Raw genomic sequence first — 17,089 nt, 5'->3', positions numbered from 1 at the left:
CAAAAGTGCGGTAAACCTCATGCCGCCTCAGCGGTGTTTCGCCAATAATGCTTCCATTGCTGGTTTCCCCGCATGACCCTCAACGCCAACATATCCGCCGCATTATCACTTTTCCACCATGCCCCCGATTTTTTTAAGCGTTGCTGGATGATGTAACGGTGTGCACTTTCTATTTCGCCCGACCCCACGGGCAATCCGAGGGATTTTGCTGTCGGGTAATCCAGTTGCTCAATGCGGTTGCTCAGGTAACGGTGACAAGCTCGTACTGGGGCGTTACTGTCTTCTACCGTTTCTGCTTCGAGGAAAGGTTTCAGTGTGTCGATGACCGCTTGAGCTTGACCATCCTGTAGGGCTTTTTTCTGTTTGGCAAACCATTTATCCTTGTCCTTGAGGCATGAACAGCTTGCGGATGCTGCTGATAGGTATTCACAAACATGATAAAAATCAATCAGGTAATGTCCTTGTGTGCCAAATTGTTCATCCACTTGACGGTTGATCCAGCTTGCCCCATCACCCACCGCATGGAGGAACGTGCTTTTTCCAAATCCAGCACGGCAGGCGGTGTCGAATAAGATTTTTCCAGCATCTTCTACCGTGCCACCGAATATTGCGCCAAACGTTGGCGTAGCACTGCCTTTGGCGTGGGCAAGACACAGGCGGGCTTCTTTCCAGCTTTCCTTTTTGCCTTTGCGCTTGTCGGGGGCTGTTTCGTCAATCTCGACGATGGGGATCATGCTGCCGTCCATTTCGGCAATGACATAGGCTTTTCCCAACGTGCTTGGATAGTCTTTTATCAACACTTGGGATTCATGGATGCGTTTGGCGTGACCTTCGGTGATGTGTCGGATGCTGCTGGATGCCAGCCGTATCCCGTAATGTTCTTCTAATTTATCAGGCACTTGAGCAAATGAACAGTCCGCCCCAAAGTCCGTCACCGCCCGTTGCAGCGGGAGCGAACAGCCTCGGCAAACAACCTCGGCACTCTGGCTAAAGGGGCGGACACGCTTGCCGGGAATCCGGTAGACCGGTTCGCTTATGTGGATTTTTCCGTAGGTCGTGTGCCAATGACAGTTTTTTTTCCACTCTTTACATACTTCCCAATGCCTTCTTCACAGGCTGGGGCTGTGCATTTTTCTACACGTTTGTTTGCCCATGCAGTGATCGCATCATTTCCCATTTGGCGCAGTTCTTCTATCACCCGCTGTTCGGCGTCTGCTGCTTTGATAATGTCATCACCGGCATTTTCAACCACCTCGATTAGCCCTTCCATCCGAGCTTTTAATGCGGGGTTGCGGTTCAAGGCTTCTAAAAGTTTTTGGTCGCGGGAGCTAACTGTCAACATGGGAAAGTCCTTTTTCTCTGGTTTTAGGGGATGCCATCTTAGTCTACAGGACACCGCACTTTTGTTCACACCCCGGATAAGCCGCTGGCTTGCCATTGGCTGATGAGGGTTTGCCATTCGCTGGCGCGGCGGTGAGGGCGTTTCATTGAGGTTTCCTTCGGTTGTTCAGGTTGGAAACCAGTTTAGGACGTGGAAATCGCGAGGGCTAGACGTGCTGAAATGGTCGCTTACTTGCACTTAACATTCCAAATAATATGCCAAGTCGCCATGTTAATGTTTTTGCGCACATTATATTGGTTGCAATTCCAATGAGAGGGATGTAACCAATAACCTTGTCGAAAGCAATATCATAGACCAGCTCTTTTCCGATTTTTGTTACCTTTGAGCCACTTGCAAAATTACATTTTCAGCGTGAACCTTCCTTCATCTGAAGGAAAAAAGAAGTGTGGGCTGCCGTTTTCGGCGATAATAGAAGCGTCAAAACAACCATTAAGCCCACGCTATGAATTCTACCGAACGCGCCCTGATTGCACAACGCTGGAGTTTGCTGCAAATTGAAATACTACCTTGCTTCAATGATGCCTTTGGCACATTGACCCCCAAGCTTGAAAAACTCATTCACGTACTGGAGCTGACGCGCATTGAAGATTTTGTGCGCTCTTTTCGTGATGGGTCTGGACGGCCAGCGACGGAGCGATCTTGGTTTGCCAATGCTTTTGTCGCCAAAAGCGTGCTCAATATTGTCAATACGCGAGCACTCATTGACCGGCTGCAAAACGATCGCTCCCTGCGACGCATCTGCGGGTTTCCCCTGACCAAGAAACTGCCTTCCGAATCCACCTTTTCACGTGCCTTCGCTGAATTTGCTGAACAGCGTTTAGCGGAACGTGTGCATGAAACGTTGGTGAAAACGTATTTGGGCGATGCGCTGATCGGCCACCTGTGTCGGGATTCAACAGCCATTGAGGCACGTGAACGGCCTGTTGCCGAGGAAAAGCCAAAGAAAAAACAAGGGCAAACACGGATTCAGCGCCAACGGGAACAGTCACTTCAGCAAGCACTCGATGAGATACCGGTTCAGTGTAACCGGGGGACGAAGAAGAATGCCCAAGGCTACAAGCACAGTTGGAACGGCTACAAACTGCATATCGATACCGCCGATTGTGGTGTCCCGATAGCAGCCATTCTGTCTTCCGCCTCCTTTCACGACAGCGGGGCAGCCATCCCACTCTCTCAAATCAGTGCCCAACGTGTCACCAGTCTCTACGACCTGATGGATGCAGCCTATTGCAGTGCTGATTTGCACGAATACAGCCGTCATCTGGGGCATGTCCCTCTGATTGATCACAATCCTCGCGGCGGACAGAAAGAAGCGTTTGAACCTGCTGATGCCGAGCGTTACAAAATTCGCAGCACCGTAGAACGAACCAATGCCCGCCTGAAGGATGAATTTGGTGGTCGGAATGTGTGGGTGCAAGGTGCGCAAAAAGTTTACAGCCACTTGATGTTTGGGATTTTGGTGTTGAGTGCTGATCAACTGATGCGTGTCTTGTTATAAAGCGACTGGGTTTGAAAAAACACGGGAAGACTGACTGAAAAACAGGAGCAGTCGCATCGGTATGGGTGAAATTTAGCAAAAGTTACGGTAAAACTGAAAAAGCTCAGGTTTCGTTGGTCAAATTGAGTAAAAAATCGGCTGAATATGCGGCGTTCGGTCAATGCTGAAAATTGAGCAACTCAGTTTGTCGGATTTTGCAAGTCGCTCTATTGTTTCAACATCTGCTGATGTAATTTCGGGATACCCGTACATTTCCCTGATGCTGTTCCATAGTCCATAGTATATTTTCAAAGCATAAATATCAGCGCCTACTGAAGTAAATGTGCCAAGTATTCCACCCAGACCTTGTATTACTGAGCCACTTGCAAAATTACATTTTCAGCGTGAACCTTCCTTCATCTGAAGGAAAAAAGAAGTGTGGGCTGCCGTTTTCGGCGATAATAGAAGCGTCAAAACAACCATTAAGCCCACGCTATGAATTCTACCGAACGCGCCCTGATTGCACAACGCTGGAGTTTGCTGCAAATTGAAATACTGCCTTGCTTCAATGATGCCTTTGGCACATTGACCCCCAAGCTTGAAAAGCTCATTCACGTACTGGAGCTGACGCGCATTGAAGATTTTGTGCGCTCTTTTCGTGATGGGTCTGGACGGCCAGCGACGGAGCGATCTTGGTTTGCCAATGCTTTTGTCGCCAAAAGCGTGCTCAATATTGTCAATACGCGAGCACTCATTGACCGGCTGCAAAACGATCGCTCCCTGCGACGCATCTGCGGGTTTCCCCTGACCAAGAAACTGCCTTCCGAATCCACCTTTTCACGTGCCTTCGCTGAATTTGCTGAACAGCGTTTAGCGGAACGTGTGCATGAAACGTTGGTGAAAACGTATTTGGGCGATGCGCTGATCGGCCACCTGTGTCGGGATTCAACAGCCATTGAGGCACGTGAACGGCCTGTTGCCGAGGAAAAGCCAAAGAAAAAACAAGGGCAAACACGGATTCAGCGCCAACGGGAACAGTCACTTCAGCAAGCACTCGATGAGATACCGGTTCAGTGTAACCGGGGGACGAAGAAGAATGCCCAAGGCTACAAGCACAGTTGGAACGGCTACAAACTGCATATCGATACCGCCGATTGTGGTGTCCCGATAGCAGCCATTCTGTCTTCCGCCTCCTTTCACGACAGCGGGGCAGCCATCCCACTCTCTCAAATCAGTGCCCAACGTGTCACCAGTCTCTACGACCTGATGGATGCGGCCTATTGCAGTGCTGATTTGCACGAATACAGCCGTCATCTGGGGCATGTCCCTCTGATTGATCACAATCCTCGCGGCGGACAGAAAGAAGCGTTTGAACCTGCTGATGCCGAGCGTTACAAAATTCGCAGCACCGTAGAACGAACCAATGCCCGCCTGAAGGATGAATTTGGTGGTCGGAATGTGTGGGTGCAAGGTGCGCAAAAAGTTTACAGCCACTTGATGTTTGGGATTTTGGTGTTGAGTGCTGATCAACTGATGCGTGTCTTGTTATAAAGCGACTGGGTTTGAAAAAACACGGGAAGACTGACTGAAAAACAGGAGCAGTCGCATCGGTATGGGTGAAATTTAGCAAAAGTTACGGTAAAACTGAAAAAGCTCAGGTTTCGTTGGTCAAATTGAGTAAAAAATCGGCTGAATATGCGGCGTTCGGTCAATGCTGAAAATTGAGCAACTCAGTTTGTCGGATTTTGCAAGTCGCTCTTACTGTGTTCTGATTGGCTGTATTGCTGATTAGCGTATAAACTTCTTTGGCTTTTTTTTCTTTACTTAGTTGTTGGTCGGATATGGGCATATTTACCATAATTTCCACTTTTTGTATTGTTATGTTAATGAAGAACGAAGCTTTACAGTTTTAAGTGTATTTATTTGAAGCAAACTATTCTAATAAGTTAGTAGTTCATAAAGTTGTGTTGTAGCTTACGTGCAAGCTCTTTTGCTTTTGGGTATTCATCACCAGCAACGGTAAATACAACAGAAGTAGGAGCTTCAGTAGAACAGGTAACTGCACCTTTGTAATTCCCATTAACACCAACTCTATCTTCTCCTTTATATGTTCCACTGCTAAGTTCAAAACCACTTTCTTTTAGTGAATACTCAGCTCGTTTCAAACAGTTGATGCCATCATACTGAACTAAATAGAGTTCCAGTTTTGGAGCTTCTGCTATGGCTTGGCTACTGATGAGTAAAAATGTGGAAAGAAGATAAGGGGTAATCTTCATACTTGTTTTCCTTTGTTTTTATAAATGACACTGCCCTGCATACTGTCATAAGGATAGGCTTGTAGCAACTTTACTTGACAAGTGGTTGACCCCTTGGAGGTTGCCCAAGGACAGACACAACAGAAAGATTAGCCTGTCACTGCGTGCAGGCTATCCCAAGGGTTGTGCGAAGTGGTTTTCTGCTCGATGGAAATCGCAGGGGAAAGCCCTTCGATGTGGTCAATGTCCGGCTTTTCCATCATCGACAAGAACTGGCGGGCGTAGGCGGACAGCGACTCGACGTAACGCCGCTGCCCTTCCGCAAAGATCGTGTCGAACGCCAGCGACGACTTGCCCGAACCCGACAAGCCCGTGATCACGATCAGCTTGTCACGCGGCAGGTCAAGGTCGATGTTTTTCAGGTTGTGGGTGCGTGCGCCGCGAATGCGGATGAATTTTTCCATGGGGTTTGCAAGCTCGTGCCGAACAAACGACGAAGTTTAGCAGGTTTCGATGGGAAGGGAGATTTCCCTACTCCGATTTTCGCCTCCCGTTTATTGCCAGCCACACGCATACCATTCCCAGCAACAATGTCCACACATACAACTCCTGCCACTGTTGGTAGAGGAAGATTTCTCTCTCCATATTCCCTTCGATTTCGCTCAAGGAACGGTCGGTGCGTTGGCTGAGCGCAGTCGAAGCCAACAATAACGCTACAGATATTAATGCCAGATACGGGGTAAGCCAGTCAATGTTCATCGGGCTTGCTCCAGCAAGGTGCGGGCTTCGCGTTTGAGGGCTGCGAACGTTTCCGGTCATGGACTTTTTACCTTTTGCTAGGGACAGGTTTTCAACGGCGAAATCGGGCTTGTCGATAGCGAGTTTCAGGTATTCCTTGAAGGCTTCGCGGGCAGAAGCTTCACGCTGGATGTTTTCCGCTGCCCTGATTTGCCAGACAGCAATGATTAATGCCAACACCGCGACTAGGGATGTCGGTTGGCGCTTCCAGCTTCAGCACTTCCAGCGGTTTGCCTTGCGCATCGGTCGCACTTTGCAGAATATCCAGATGCGCCAGCGTTATGGCGTGGTCGTAGGAATTGGGGTCAGGGTCGTAACCCGCCAGCACTACCCCCGGCTTGGCGAAACGGGCGTAAAAGTCGGTGTGTCCGTCGGTGATGTCTTTGCCCTTGATGCCCGGTAACCAGATGATTTTCTCCAGCCCCAGCAAGGGCATGATGGTATCCTCAAACTGAGCGAAACGGGTTCGTAGCGGGCAATGGTGGTGGCGATGGTGGCAAGGTTACGGCGTACTTCCGGCAGCAATTTCTTGCCCCAAATGGCGGTCGATGCACCGAAAGCCATCCAAGTGCGGGCGTGGGGTTCGCTTTCGTCGGGCATCCGCCAGCCGTTGCCGGACGCTGCCCAGCCCATGCTGGGTGTGCCGAAAATGCTGCCTGCGGATAGCAGCAGGCTGGTGCTGAGAAAATGACGACGGTTCATTCTGCAATCTCCACGTTGTTGATTAGTAAGCGGTTGGCTGTTGTTGGGTCACGCAGTGTACCATGCCACCGTTGGCGTACAGGTTGCGCACGTCGATCCCTACCACCGTGCGGGTTGGGTAGAGTGACTGCAAGATGTTCCGCGCTACGGTGTCATTCGCATCCTGATAGGCTGGCATTAGCACCACGTTGTTGCCGACATAATAATTGACGTAAGAGCCTTTGTAACCGAGGTTTTTGCCGTAAGCGGTTACCACGTTTTTGGCGGTTAGCGGCAATTTCACGATAGTGTAGGCTGTGCCGTTGGCGTTTTTCGCGGTGTACAGGGTGTTGATGTCCTTGCTGGAAATGCTCCAGTAGTTGAGGTCGGTGGCACTCATGGTGACGAGGGTGCGTTCGTCGCCGAAGCGGGCGAAACCGTCGATGTGGGTGTCGGTGATGTCTTCCTTGCCACCGGGTGCGCCATCCAGCCAGATGAATTTGCTGATGCCGAGGTTGTTGGACAGGGCTTGTTCCACTTGCGCTTGGGTCAGGTTGGGGTTGCGCTTGTTTTGCAGCACGGAACTTTTGGTGGCGAGTAATGCGCCTTTGCCATCGACTTCGATTGCGCCGCCTTCCAGCACCACGTTGTTGAGGTTGACGGTGGGCATCGCGAGGCTTTTGCCGACGGCGGTGGGAATGAGGTTATCTTTGCTGTAAGGCGTATCCAGCCCCCAACCGTTGAAACCCCAGTCGGTGATTTGCAATTGCCCGCTCTGGTTGCGCACGAAGACCGGGCCATTGTCGCGTACCCACACGTCATCGGTCGGGCTGATCAGGAAGTTGACACTGGCGAGGGGCACGCCTGCATTCAGCAACAGGTTTTGGATGCGGGTTTTTTCGGTGGCGTTGTAGGCGATGATGTGGACGTTTTCGCTTTGCACCAGCGCCTTGGTCATGGCTACCCATGTCGCGTCGAGGCGGTTGCGGTAGGTTGCGCCGTAGGTGTACTGGTGCGGCCATTGCAGCCAAGTGCCTTCGTGGGTGGCGTTTTCTTCCGGCATGTAGCTTTGGCTGGCGGCGTAGGTGGCGGTGCTGGTCATCGTTGCAAAAGCTCCAAGTGAACAGATCAGAGTGGCAAGCAGGGTTTGGCGGATTGTGGTTTTCATGGTGTTGTCTCCATCGGTTGGTTGTTGATGGGGACAGGTTACGGGGGAAAGCTGATATTTTGCTGACAGTGGGTTAATAGACCACAACAAGACATTGGCAATTTTTAGCATTATAATACTAAAAAATCGCATTAAAGCAGGTATCACAGTAAGATGATTGAGCCACTACAGCACCTTTCCAGTCAAATCAGGACGCAAAAGCTGCCGGATTACCAGCGTTTCCTGTTTCGGCAAATCGACTTTTCGCAACGATTGATCGGCATTATGGGCGCACGCGGGGCGGGTAAAACCACTTTGCTGCTGCAATACCTCAAATCCGTGGCGCGGGAAACCAAGGTGCTGTATGTCATTGCTGATCACCCCTTGGTTGGGCAGCACGGGCTGTTTACCATTGCCGATGAATTCCAGAAAATCGGCGGTGAATTGCTCATCATCGACGAAATCCACAAATGCCAACACTTCGAGCGCGACCTGAAGCTGATTTTCGACAGCTATTTCAATCTCAAAGTCATTTTCACGGGTTCATCAGCAACCACCATTGATAATGCCAAGGCGGATTTGAGCCGTCGGGCGATGCTATACCGTTTGCCAGTGTTGTCATTCCGCGAGTTTCTGGAGTTGGAAACGGGCGAAACCTTTGAGGCGGTGACGCTGGATGCCCTGCTCCAACACCATCCGCAATTGGCGCTGGAAACCGTCAGCCGCATCAAACCCTTGGCGTATTTGCCCGCGTATCTGGAACACGGTGCTTACCCGTTTTACCGCGAGGCGGGTTCAACCTATTTGCCGCGCTTGCTGAATGCGTCGATGCAGGTGATCGAGACGGACATCCCCGCGCTTTACCCGATTGACTACGACAAAGTGAACGCGCTGAAAAAGCTGATGGTGATGTTGTGCCAAAGCGAGCCTTACGACATCAATGTGTCCAAGCTGTGCGGCGCGGTGGAACTGAACCAGAAAACCCTCTACAAATACCTTGGTTTGTTGCAGGCTGCGGGGTTGTTGCGTTTGTTGGGGGCGAAATCCAGCGGGGTCAGCATTATTTCCAAACCGGAAAAGCTGTATCTGGATAACACTAACCTGTTTGCTGTTTTTTGTAACCAGCCTAAAGCGGGGACGCTGCGTGAGACGTTTTTTGCTTCGATGCTGTCTTACCAGCACACCTTGAACTATCCCAAAAGTGGGGATTTTCTGGTGGATGGGCAGTATGTGTTTGAGGTTGGCGGCAAGTCCAAAACGAAGAAGCAGATTAAGGATGAAACGGCGGCGTGGGTGGTGGCGGATGGGCTGGAGATTGGTGTGGAGGGGAAGATTCCGCTGTGGTTGTTTGGGTTTTTGTATTGAGTGAGACCCGCATGAGCGGGCGGTGAAGTAATTGGCTAACGTTTGGCGGCTTTGGCTTGCTCGATCAGTTGCAGCACATGGTCATGTTTTTTCCCGAATACGCCGGGGGCTTGTTTAGCGAGTGGTGCAAACAGTTGGGAGGATTCTTGCAGTAGCGGCAGAGCGTGGGTGGGTTCATCCCAGTTCAGATAAGCTTCTCCAAATCCCCACAGCGTCCCCGCCACGTTGGGCAGGTACACCGCCGGATTGTCCTTGGCAAGTTGGCGGCGGATCTCCAGTGCTTCGCTGTAGAGGGTTTCGGCTTTCTTTCGCCGCTGGCTGTCAACTGCTACCAAGAGGCCAAAGTTGTTCAGCGTCGCCGCCACATGAGGTTGGTATACCGCCGGATTGTCCTTGGCAAGCTCGCGGTAGCTGGCGAGTGCTTCGGTGTAGAGGGTTTCGGCTTCCTTGCGCCGCTGGCTGTCAGCCGCCACCAAGAGGCCAAGGTTGTTCAGCGTCGCCGCCACATGAGGTTGGTACACCGCCGGATTGTCCTTGGCAAGCTCGCGGCAGAGGGTAAGTGACTCGCTGTAGAGGGTTTCGGCTTCCTTGCGCCGCTGGCTGCCAGCGGCAACCAATGCCCCAAGGTTGTTCAGCGTCCCCGCCACGTCGGGCAGGTACACCGCCGGATTGTCCTTGGCAAGTTGGCGGCGGATCTCCAGTGCTTCGCTGTAGAGGGTTTCGGCTTCCTTGCGCCGCTGGCTGTCAACTGCCACCAAGATGCCAAGGTTGTTCAGTATTATTGCCACATCAGGCAGGTGCTTCACCGGGTTGTCCTTGGCAAGCTCGCGGTAACTGGCGAGTGCTTCGGTGTAGAGGGTTTCGGCTTCCTTGCGTCGCTGGCTGTCAACTGCCACCAAGTTGCCAAGACTGTTCAGCGTCTCCGCCACATGAAGTTGGTACACCGCCGGGGCGTCCTTGGCAAGTTGACGGCGGATCGCCAGTGCTTCGGTGTAGAGGGTTTCGGCTTCCTTGCGTCGCTGGCTGTCAACTGCCACCAAGTTGCCAAGACTGTTCAGCGTCTCCGCCACATGAAGTTGGTACACCGCCGGGGCGTCCTTGGCAAGTTGACGGCGGATCGCCAGTGCTTCGGTGTAGAGGGTTTCGGCTTCCTTGCGCCGCTGGCTGTCAACTGCCACCAAGTTGCCAAGACTGTTCAGCGTCTCCGCCACATGAAGTTGGTACACCGCCGGATTGTCCTTGGCAAGTTGACGGTGGATCGCCAGTGCTTCGGTGTAGAGGGTTTCGGCTTCCTTGCGCCGCTGGCTGTCAACAGCCACCAAGAGGCCAAAGTTGTTCAGCGTCGCCGCCACATCAGGTTGGTACACCGCCGCATTGTCCTTGGCAAGCTCGCGGTAACTGGCGAGTGCTTCGGTGTAGAGGGTTTCGGCTTCCTTGCGCCGCTGGCTGCCAGCGGCAACCAATGCCCCAAGGTTGTTCAGCGTCCCCGCCACGTCGGGCAGGTACACCGCCGGATTGTCCTTGGCAAGTTGGCGGCGGATCTCCAGTGCTTCGCTGTAGAGGGTTTCGGCTTCCTTGCGCCGCTGGCTGTCAACTGCCACCAAGATGCCAAGGTTGTTCAGTATTATTGCCACATCAGGCAGGTGCTTCACCGGGTTGTCCTTGGCAAGCTCGCGGTAACTGGCGAGTGCTTCGGTGTAGAGGGTTTCGGCTTCCTTGCGCCGCTGGCTGCCAGCGGCAACCAATGCCCCAAGGTTGTTCAATGTCGCCGCCATTTTTGACATGTACAGTCTTGGGTTATCCTTGGCAAGCTGGCGAAGGACGGGGAGTAACTCAGTATAGAGAATTTCGGCTTCGCGGTACTGATTGTTCTCACTTAAAAAGTGAGCATAGTCAAACAATAGCTTTGGTTTCCTATCCGCTTTAAGCGCCATCTCAAAATACGTGCTAGTTTGTGTAATACGCTGCTTACCCAAGTTGTAATCAATCGCCGTCAGTTGTGCCTTTAACAACCACTCATTAGCATTATCCTCCAATTGTGCTGTAACCGATGCTTGTTTTTCTTGTAGATGCTGCTGCTCTGCCAAAAGTGCATCTTGCTCCTGCGTAATCCCTTCCACATCCAATACAGCCCGTGCTTGCACGTATTCTCCTGCGTCAAAATGCTGCTTGGCTTTTTTTAAGCGCTCGGTATTGATAGGGATTTTCAGGATATCTTCCGCTAGGCTCAGTATATCACGCTTGAAGCCTTCCATATTTTTTTCCACCACCACCAGTTCTTGCTGGAAGCTTAAATCATCGGGGTATTTGGCAATGTGCTCCCGCAACTTGTCTCGCTGGCTCACAAAATCTCGGTAGTCTTGTGATTTTTGGTAGTTGACGGTGACGTTGGCATCATCCCCCGCCTGTACCGCCACACCTACGGTATGTGCCATCGTTTGTTCAACAATAGGGGCTAATTCAGTACGGGAAGCTTCCTGCTTTTCACCGCAAGCCGCTAGCAGTAACAAGAATGGGAGCAGCAAATGCACATGCCGCATGGTCATTTTCCCAGTGTCTGGATGTTGGTATCTCTACCGCCTTGCCCGTTGACACCGCTGCTGCCGTCAATCTGTTGTTCTACGTTGGGGACGGGTGACTCAGGCATGGTAGATGGATTAAGGTTGGTTTGCTGTGACAACGTGCCACCGCCTTGATTAAGGTTGAGGTCACGCCCTGCTTGCCCATTCAGGCCGCTGCTGTTGGAAATGCTTTGCTTGATGATGGGCGGGGTTGGGATGGGTTTGGCGGCTTCAACAGTTTGCCACTTTTCCATAAAGCTGTTGGTAAAACCCAGGATGACAACTAACAAACCCAGCACAAACACGAAATTCAAGCCTTTGTGGAATAGCCCTGCGGTTTCCTTACCGCTCAATTTTTCAGGTTTGAACAACTTGACCAAGCCTGCCAGCGTAAACACGGCGAAACCAACCAGCACCAGCGGATTGCTCAGGTGTTCGATCCAAGGGGTAACATTTGCCATCACAAGCCTCATCGGAAAGTGGAATTGCCTGTAAGTTTAATAAATTAGCACGGCGACGGCTGTGATAAGAAGCACATTATCCGCGTAATGCGTTTAACGCCCCAAACTCACCCGAATCGCCTTCAACGGCATGAACAGATTCTCAAGCTGATCCGGTGCTGCCAGAAACCCGAACTGCAAATAATACTGCCGCGCTGCTGCATGTTTAGCATCGACAAACAGCCCCGCCAGCCCCATTGCCTCATTCACATCCAGCGTTTTTTGCATGGCTTCGACCAGCAGATATGCGCCGTAACCTTGGCGTTGGCAATCCTTGCTGACTGCCAGCCGCGCCAGCTTGGCAGCGGGGATGCGGTTCGGGTATTTCTTCACCCATTCCGGCGGCAACTGTTCCGCCAATACCTCGCAAACCGTCAGTGTCATATAGGCAAGAATCCGTTCAGGCTGTGCCTCATCCACCAACACATACGTGCGGGAAATGCCCTTGTCCTGATGCTGGCGTGCGGTGGTTTGCAGGTAATGGTTGAGCGCAGCATCGCCACAATCAAACGCCGCCTGCTGATGGGATTTGTTTAAAGGAACAGCACACTTCACTCAATGCAACCCCTGTCTGTGGGCGGCAACCGCCTGTAACAGTTTGGCGTTAGGCTTGGGGGGATTATCCAGTGCATTGAAAAACCAGACAGAATCCTGCATCGACAGGCGAATGATATTTTCCTGCTCAATCATGCGCTGCGCTTTTTCCAGTGCTGCCTGCACCAGAAACTGGTTCAGCGTTGCACCGGAAAGCTCTGCCGCTTGGGTTAACAGCAGTTTGACTTCTTCGGAAATGCGGGCGGTGACGCGCTCGTTTTTGGGCATGACGGCTTGCATGGCATCCATTATCTCGGTGACAAAATGACACCAATAAATGTATGCGTTCGTTGTGCTTTTGTCAAACCACGAATTCAAACGACGCAAGGTCACGAAGCCCATATACCCACGGCAAATGAGGATTCGGTTTTCAACCTCATCAGAAGAAACCGAAAATTCATGTGCTGTCGGTATATACTTCTGCTAGTGATTTTTGCAAACGATGGAGAAGTACCCATGAGTGAATCCTGCTTAATCAAAACACAAGTTGTCACCTTGCGCGTACCCAATGAGCTAAAAAGTCGCTTGGAACAACAAGCGAAAGTTCAAGGGGTTTCGCTGAACAATCTGGCTAACTACTTGCTGACAACGCAACTCAGCCAGCTTGAAACCTTCGCGGGTATTGAACAACGGTTGCGCACTAAAAACCTCGGCGACTTGAAACAGAAAATTGCGTCATTGTTGGATAAAGTACCACACAATCCTAATGTGCCGGAATGGGATCGGTTGTGATGGTAAGAGTTTAAAAACTCACCGTCACCCGCGCCCCACCCTCGACCCGATTTTCCAGCCGCAACGCGCCGCCATGCAGCCGCGCCACCATATTCACAATCGCCAGCCCCAAACCCGTGCCACCTTGCGTCGGCGACAGCGCGAAATCGGTTTCCCGCCGTGCCAGCAATCCGGCAGAAAAGCCTTTGCCCTGATCCTCAACCGTGACTTGCGCACCCGCCACCGTAACATGGATGTGCGACTGCGCGGCTGCACCATGCTTGCGGGCATTTTCCAGCAGGTTGCGCACCGCCACCGTTGCCAGTCGGGGATCAAGGTTGACCACCGTCGCAGCCGCGTCCAGCGTCACCGAATCGTCGTCGGGCAGCAGGGTTTCGACCAGCAAATCCAGCCGCACGGGTTGGCGTTCCAACGTTGCCCCCGCATCCAGCCGCGCAAACAGCAGCAGGTCTTCGAGCGTGTGGGTGGCGCTGCGCAACAGACCATCCATGCGCGTCAGGGCGAGTTGCGGGGCTTCATCACCGCGCTGGGCGGATTCGCAAATGCTGCGCAAGGCGGCAACCGGAGTACGCAATTCGTGGGCAGTAGCGGCGAGGAAACGTTCGCGCTGACGCAACGCAGCCAGCACTGGGCGCAAACTCCACGCCGTCAGCCCGACCCCGACCAGCAGACCGATAATGCCCAGCAAGGCGCTTGCCCCCACGATCCGCTGCACGAATGCCTGATACGCCGCCTGCCCCAAACAATGCCTTGAGCAGCCTTAACATTAAGCGATGCGTTCCCCCAATTGGCGATGTACAGCATCACGTCAAAAGTTCCACGCATGAGCTGGGTCACATTGCCCCGAAAATCGCCGTAGTGGTAAACGAATTCGGCGCGTTGCGAACTCACCTGCGCACGGCTAGACAAACTGGCAACGCTTGCCTTTTGTGCTGCGGTTAACGACTGGTCAATCGCTCGAAAATCATAATATTGGTATTCACTCATGCACTTACGCCAAGGCACTGCTGGTTCGCAGCAACGCAATCGACGCACGCGGCGACGCTCCCACCTGCAAATAATCTGCCCACGTTGCATCAAACTGCCCCAAGTCGCGGGTAGCCCCGACCAGCGCAACAATATACCGCTCCAGTTCCGGCGCAACATGCACTTCCGCCACTTCGCGGCGGGCTTGCAAGACTTGCTGCGGGTGCAAGGGCGAATGCAGCACGGGGTTATCCGCGCCGTAATGCCGCGCACGGTCGCGTTGCAGGATCAGCAATTCGTCGTCAGCGGTGGGGTATTGCAGCACCACATGCAGCAAAAAGCGGTCGAGTTGCGCTTCGGGCAAGGGGTTTGAAACAGTTACCATAAAATCTATTTAAATCTATTCAAGCTTTATCATTTTGGTTAGGTTTATAAAAGCGTAGTGCCGTTTATCCGTAAAAGATAGCAGCAAAAGCACGGATGACTAGACAACTATCACACCGCGCTGCATTCTGTTTGCCATGATCATCAGCCACAAAATCCGCCTTGACCCCAACCATAAGCAAGCGACGTACTTGGCGAAAGCCGCAGGCACAGCGCGGTTTGCCTACAATTGGGCATTAGCGGAATGGCAAACCCAATACACGGCATGGAAGGAAGACAACACCCAGCCAAAACCCAACCAAATGCGCTTGCGCCGCCAATTGAACGCCATCAAGCGCGAACAATTTCCCTGGATGCTGGAAGTCACCAAAAACGCCCCGCAAATGGCGATTATCCAACTCGGTGCAGCTTTCAAGAACTTCTTTGCGGGGCGAGCCAAGTACCCGCAATTCAAAAAGAAAGGCAAAAGCCGCGACAGTTTCACCCTCACTAACGACCAGTTTGCCATCGACGCTTGCCGCATCCGCATTCCCAACCTTGGGTTAGTGCGGATGCGGGAAACGTTACGCTTTTCCGGTAAAATTCTCTCTGCCACGGTTTCCCGCACCGCTGACCAGTGGTTCGCCAGCATCACCGTGGACACCATCTCAAACCACCTCCTGCCTGCCGAAAACCAAGGCGCAGTGGGGGTAGATTTGGGTGTATCCGCACTGGCAACGCTGTCAACGGGGGAAAAAGTGGTCGGGGCGAAGCCGCATAAAGCCTTGCTTTCCCGCCTAAAACGGCTCTCGCGCAGCCTGTCCCGCAAGGTCAAAAGCAGTGCCAACCGCCACAAGGCAAAACAAAAACTGGCAAAACTTCACGCACGTATCGCCAATATCCGCCAAGACAGTTTGCACCAGCTCACCACGGATTTGACCCGCCGTTTTCACACCATCGGCATTGAAGATTTGAACGTGTCGGGTATGGTGAAAAATCGCCATTTATCCCGTGCCATCAGTGACATGGGGTTTTTCGAGTTTCGCCGTCAACTGGAATACAAGGCGGGAATGCGGGGTGCGGTGGTCGTGGTGGCTGATCGGTTTTTTGCCTCCAGCAAAACCTGTTCTGCTGCTGGCTGTGGGCATAAAGTGGACAAGCTGCCACTGTCGGTACGTGAATGGACTTGCCCCGTTTGCGGTGCAGTCCATGACCGTGACGTAAATGCCGCCAAGAATTTAGAAGAATACGCCGTGAGTTACACGGTGTCTGCCTGTGGAGGGGAAGGCTCTGGTCTTGGGCGCAAGCCGAAGACGAAACCAGCCCCCGTGAAGCAGGAATTCAACACCATGACTACTTTTAGTTAGCTATAGGTAGATTTTGGTAGGTTTGAAATAACGGTACGTGCCGCTTTGTTCCAGCGGGTTTTGCGTCGCCATCACGATGAAGAGTTCGGGCAAGGGGCGAGTCACGCCGCCGACGGTAATCTGGTGTTCCTACATGGCTTCGAGCAGCGCGGATTGCACTTTGGGCGGAGCGCGGTTGATTTCATCCGCCAGCACGATTTCGTGGAATAACGGCCCTGCGATAAAGCGGAATGTGCCGTGTTGCGGCTCGAAAATATCCGTGCCAGTCAAATCCCCCTGCATCAAATCCGGCGTGAACTGGATGCGTTGGAAACTGGCGTAGACACCGCTGGCAAGCGTGGTGACAGCGGTGGTTTTCGCCAGACCGGGTAGGCTTTCCAGCAGGATGTGCCCGCCCGTGAGCAGCGCAATCATCAAACGGTCGAGCAGGGCGGATTGCCCCACAATCACCTGTTCGAGGTGCGAGCGCAACCCACGCGCCGGACAGCAGCATTGCTACCCCGACCAGCCAGAAGGTTACGTCCAAGCCTTGCTCCCATTGTGCCAACAAGCCCATGCACAGCGCACCCACTGCATAGCCGAAGTCACGCCAGAAACGGTATACGCCCAGAAAACTGCTGATCTTGCCGGATCACGTTGAAATCTTCCCCGGTGCGCAAGCGGGTAGTGTGTGCGGGGCGGGAATTTCGGGCAAACCGTCTTCCACGATTGCGTTTGAAAAGCGGTTTAATACAGCACTGCTGGTGGATAAGGGCGAATTTGTGGCGGCGATTCTGGCAAACCTACCGCCACAACCCGAAGGCATGGCAGAGATCATCCAACAGAATATTTCGTGAAACCAGTCGGTTTATCGGCTTTGAATCGCAAACAAACTAACTCAC

General features: G+C 52.5%; 19 protein-coding genes and 3 pseudogenes. 7 read left to right on the top strand and 15 right to left on the bottom strand.

Annotation, left to right across the window (positions count from 1 at the left end; translation table 11 throughout):
* Nucleotides 1-17 precede the first annotated feature (17 nt).
* Nucleotides 18-1,342: pseudogene (locus tag QJT81_08500) on the bottom strand (UPF0236 family protein).
* A gap of 502 nt (nt 1,343-1,844) precedes the next feature.
* On the opposite strand from QJT81_08500, the gene QJT81_08495 reads away from it, so the two are divergent.
* Both QJT81_08495 and QJT81_08490 read left to right on the top strand, forming a co-directional pair.
* The gene (locus QJT81_08495) at nt 1,845-2,900 is read left to right on the top strand and encodes a transposase (protein ID WGZ96002.1); all 1,056 of its coding nucleotides are present in this window, start codon (nt 1,845-1,847) and stop codon (nt 2,898-2,900) included.
* Between the two features lie 474 nt (nt 2,901-3,374).
* Entirely contained in the window at nt 3,375-4,430 is a 1,056-nt protein-coding gene (locus QJT81_08490; protein ID WGZ96001.1) for a transposase, read from the top strand.
* A gap of 395 nt (nt 4,431-4,825) precedes the next feature.
* Here the strand turns inward: QJT81_08490 and QJT81_08485 are convergent, their stop codons facing one another.
* The 5 genes and pseudogenes from QJT81_08485 to QJT81_08465 all read right to left on the bottom strand — a co-directional run bounded on the left by QJT81_08485 (nt 4,826) and on the right by QJT81_08465 (nt 6,496).
* Nucleotides 4,826-5,155 carry a hypothetical protein gene (locus QJT81_08485; GenBank protein ID WGZ96000.1) on the bottom strand — a complete coding sequence of 110 codons (330 nt, stop codon included), beginning with the start codon at nt 5,153-5,155 and terminating at the stop codon, nt 4,826-4,828.
* Nucleotides 5,156-5,313: 158 nt separating this feature from the next.
* Nucleotides 5,314-5,598 (bottom strand): annotated as a pseudogene (locus QJT81_08480) (excinuclease ABC subunit UvrA).
* Nucleotides 5,599-5,665: 67 nt separating this feature from the next.
* Nucleotides 5,666-6,109: a hypothetical protein gene (locus QJT81_08475; protein WGZ95999.1), complete on the bottom strand. Its 444-nt coding sequence runs from the start codon at nt 6,107-6,109 to the stop codon at nt 5,666-5,668.
* Nucleotides 6,054-6,368: an agmatine deiminase family protein gene (locus QJT81_08470; GenBank protein ID WGZ95998.1), complete on the bottom strand. Its 315-nt coding sequence runs from the start codon at nt 6,366-6,368 to the stop codon at nt 6,054-6,056. The genes QJT81_08475 and QJT81_08470 overlap by 56 nt, the downstream gene beginning before the upstream one ends.
* The gene (locus QJT81_08465; GenBank protein ID WGZ96463.1) at nt 6,260-6,496 is read right to left on the bottom strand and encodes a hypothetical protein; all 237 of its coding nucleotides are present in this window, start codon (nt 6,494-6,496) and stop codon (nt 6,260-6,262) included. Before QJT81_08465 ends, QJT81_08470 begins: the two co-directional genes overlap by 109 nt.
* Between QJT81_08465 and QJT81_08460 the strand changes: the two genes are divergently transcribed.
* Nucleotides 6,423-6,623, top strand: coding sequence for a hypothetical protein (locus tag QJT81_08460; GenBank protein WGZ96530.1), 201 nt, complete (start codon nt 6,423-6,425; stop codon nt 6,621-6,623). The two genes, QJT81_08465 and QJT81_08460, sit on opposite strands and share 74 nt — an antisense overlap.
* Before the next feature lie 33 nt (nt 6,624-6,656).
* Here the strand turns inward: QJT81_08460 and QJT81_08455 are convergent, their stop codons facing one another.
* The gene (locus tag QJT81_08455; protein ID WGZ95997.1) at nt 6,657-7,781 is read right to left on the bottom strand and encodes an agmatine deiminase family protein; all 1,125 of its coding nucleotides are present in this window, start codon (nt 7,779-7,781) and stop codon (nt 6,657-6,659) included.
* Between the two features lie 153 nt (nt 7,782-7,934).
* On the opposite strand from QJT81_08455, the gene QJT81_08450 reads away from it, so the two are divergent.
* Nucleotides 7,935-9,125, top strand: a complete 1,191-nt coding sequence (locus tag QJT81_08450) for an AAA family ATPase (protein WGZ95996.1) — start codon at nt 7,935-7,937, stop codon at nt 9,123-9,125.
* 35 nt (nt 9,126-9,160) lie between these two features.
* Here QJT81_08450 and QJT81_08445 read toward each other — a convergent pair whose 3' ends face one another.
* The 4 genes from QJT81_08445 to QJT81_08430 all read right to left on the bottom strand — a co-directional run bounded on the left by QJT81_08445 (nt 9,161) and on the right by QJT81_08430 (nt 13,029).
* Nucleotides 9,161-11,665: a tetratricopeptide repeat protein gene (locus QJT81_08445; GenBank protein ID WGZ95995.1), complete on the bottom strand. Its 2,505-nt coding sequence runs from the start codon at nt 11,663-11,665 to the stop codon at nt 9,161-9,163.
* Nucleotides 11,666-11,667: 2 nt separating this feature from the next.
* Nucleotides 11,668-12,147: a hypothetical protein gene (locus QJT81_08440; GenBank protein ID WGZ95994.1), complete on the bottom strand. Its 480-nt coding sequence runs from the start codon at nt 12,145-12,147 to the stop codon at nt 11,668-11,670.
* Between the two features lie 93 nt (nt 12,148-12,240).
* A complete protein-coding gene (locus QJT81_08435; GenBank protein ID WGZ95993.1) occupies nt 12,241-12,741 on the bottom strand; it encodes a GNAT family N-acetyltransferase in 501 nt (166 codons plus the stop codon).
* A complete protein-coding gene (locus tag QJT81_08430) occupies nt 12,742-13,029 on the bottom strand; it encodes a DUF1778 domain-containing protein (GenBank protein WGZ95992.1) in 288 nt (95 codons plus the stop codon).
* Nucleotides 13,030-13,236: 207 nt separating this feature from the next.
* On the opposite strand from QJT81_08430, the gene QJT81_08425 reads away from it, so the two are divergent.
* Nucleotides 13,237-13,512: a toxin-antitoxin system HicB family antitoxin gene (locus QJT81_08425; GenBank protein ID WGZ95991.1), complete on the top strand. Its 276-nt coding sequence runs from the start codon at nt 13,237-13,239 to the stop codon at nt 13,510-13,512.
* A gap of 10 nt (nt 13,513-13,522) precedes the next feature.
* On the opposite strand, the gene QJT81_08420 is transcribed toward QJT81_08425, so the two are convergent.
* From QJT81_08420 to QJT81_08410, 3 genes are read right to left on the bottom strand one after another with little or no spacing between them, the layout of a single operon-like run.
* Complete coding sequence (locus QJT81_08420) at nt 13,523-14,227, bottom strand: ATP-binding protein (GenBank protein ID WGZ95990.1); 705 nt, start codon at nt 14,225-14,227, stop codon at nt 13,523-13,525.
* The gene (locus QJT81_08415) at nt 14,161-14,499 is read right to left on the bottom strand and encodes a hypothetical protein (protein ID WGZ95989.1); all 339 of its coding nucleotides are present in this window, start codon (nt 14,497-14,499) and stop codon (nt 14,161-14,163) included. Before QJT81_08415 ends, QJT81_08420 begins: the two co-directional genes overlap by 67 nt.
* Before the next feature lie 4 nt (nt 14,500-14,503).
* Nucleotides 14,504-14,863 carry a hypothetical protein gene (locus QJT81_08410; GenBank protein ID WGZ95988.1) on the bottom strand — a complete coding sequence of 120 codons (360 nt, stop codon included), beginning with the start codon at nt 14,861-14,863 and terminating at the stop codon, nt 14,504-14,506.
* A 136-nt stretch (nt 14,864-14,999) separates the two neighbouring features.
* On the opposite strand from QJT81_08410, the gene QJT81_08405 reads away from it, so the two are divergent.
* A complete protein-coding gene (locus tag QJT81_08405; GenBank protein ID WGZ95987.1) occupies nt 15,000-16,208 on the top strand; it encodes an RNA-guided endonuclease TnpB family protein in 1,209 nt (402 codons plus the stop codon).
* 33 nt (nt 16,209-16,241) lie between these two features.
* On the opposite strand, the pseudogene QJT81_08400 reads toward QJT81_08405, so the two are convergent.
* Nucleotides 16,242-16,679, bottom strand: a pseudogene (locus QJT81_08400) (AAA family ATPase).
* Between the two features lie 152 nt (nt 16,680-16,831).
* Between QJT81_08400 and QJT81_08395 the strand changes: the two are divergent.
* Complete coding sequence (locus QJT81_08395; protein ID WGZ95986.1) at nt 16,832-17,044, top strand: hypothetical protein; 213 nt, start codon at nt 16,832-16,834, stop codon at nt 17,042-17,044.
* The last annotated feature ends 45 nt before the right edge of the window (nt 17,045-17,089 follow it).

The sequence above is a fragment of the Candidatus Thiothrix putei genome, from assembly GCA_029972225.1.
Taxonomy (GTDB): Bacteria; Pseudomonadota; Gammaproteobacteria; order Thiotrichales; family Thiotrichaceae; genus Thiothrix; species Thiothrix putei.
The sequence above is the reverse complement of the archived record's forward strand: the minus strand, read 5'-3'. Positions and strand labels throughout refer to the sequence as shown.

What these genes read in the sequence shown, in the direction of transcription:
- QJT81_08490 (WGZ96001.1), top strand. Translation starts at nt 3,375, where the DNA reads ATGAATTCTACCGAACGCGCCCTGATTGCACAACGCTGGAGTTTGCTG.
- QJT81_08425 (WGZ95991.1), top strand. Translation starts at nt 13,237, where the DNA reads ATGAGTGAATCCTGCTTAATCAAAACACAAGTTGTCACCTTGCGCGTA.
- QJT81_08410 (WGZ95988.1), bottom strand. Translation starts at nt 14,863, where the DNA reads ATGGTAACTGTTTCAAACCCCTTGCCCGAAGCGCAACTCGACCGCTTT.
- QJT81_08485 (WGZ96000.1), bottom strand. Translation starts at nt 5,155, where the DNA reads ATGAAGATTACCCCTTATCTTCTTTCCACATTTTTACTCATCAGTAGC.
- QJT81_08430 (WGZ95992.1), bottom strand. Translation starts at nt 13,029, where the DNA reads ATGGATGCCATGCAAGCCGTCATGCCCAAAAACGAGCGCGTCACCGCC.
- QJT81_08470 (WGZ95998.1), bottom strand. Translation starts at nt 6,368, where the DNA reads ATGCCCTTGCTGGGGCTGGAGAAAATCATCTGGTTACCGGGCATCAAG.
- QJT81_08440 (WGZ95994.1), bottom strand. Translation starts at nt 12,147, where the DNA reads ATGGCAAATGTTACCCCTTGGATCGAACACCTGAGCAATCCGCTGGTG.
- QJT81_08405 (WGZ95987.1), top strand. Translation starts at nt 15,000, where the DNA reads ATGATCATCAGCCACAAAATCCGCCTTGACCCCAACCATAAGCAAGCG.
- QJT81_08460 (WGZ96530.1), top strand. Translation starts at nt 6,423, where the DNA reads ATGGTGGCAAGGTTACGGCGTACTTCCGGCAGCAATTTCTTGCCCCAA.
- QJT81_08445 (WGZ95995.1), bottom strand. Translation starts at nt 11,665, where the DNA reads ATGCGGCATGTGCATTTGCTGCTCCCATTCTTGTTACTGCTAGCGGCT.
- QJT81_08495 (WGZ96002.1), top strand. Translation starts at nt 1,845, where the DNA reads ATGAATTCTACCGAACGCGCCCTGATTGCACAACGCTGGAGTTTGCTG.
- QJT81_08455 (WGZ95997.1), bottom strand. Translation starts at nt 7,781, where the DNA reads ATGAAAACCACAATCCGCCAAACCCTGCTTGCCACTCTGATCTGTTCA.
- QJT81_08415 (WGZ95989.1), bottom strand. Translation starts at nt 14,499, where the DNA reads ATGAGTGAATACCAATATTATGATTTTCGAGCGATTGACCAGTCGTTA.
- QJT81_08465 (WGZ96463.1), bottom strand. Translation starts at nt 6,496, where the DNA reads ATGGCTTTCGGTGCATCGACCGCCATTTGGGGCAAGAAATTGCTGCCG.
- QJT81_08450 (WGZ95996.1), top strand. Translation starts at nt 7,935, where the DNA reads ATGATTGAGCCACTACAGCACCTTTCCAGTCAAATCAGGACGCAAAAG.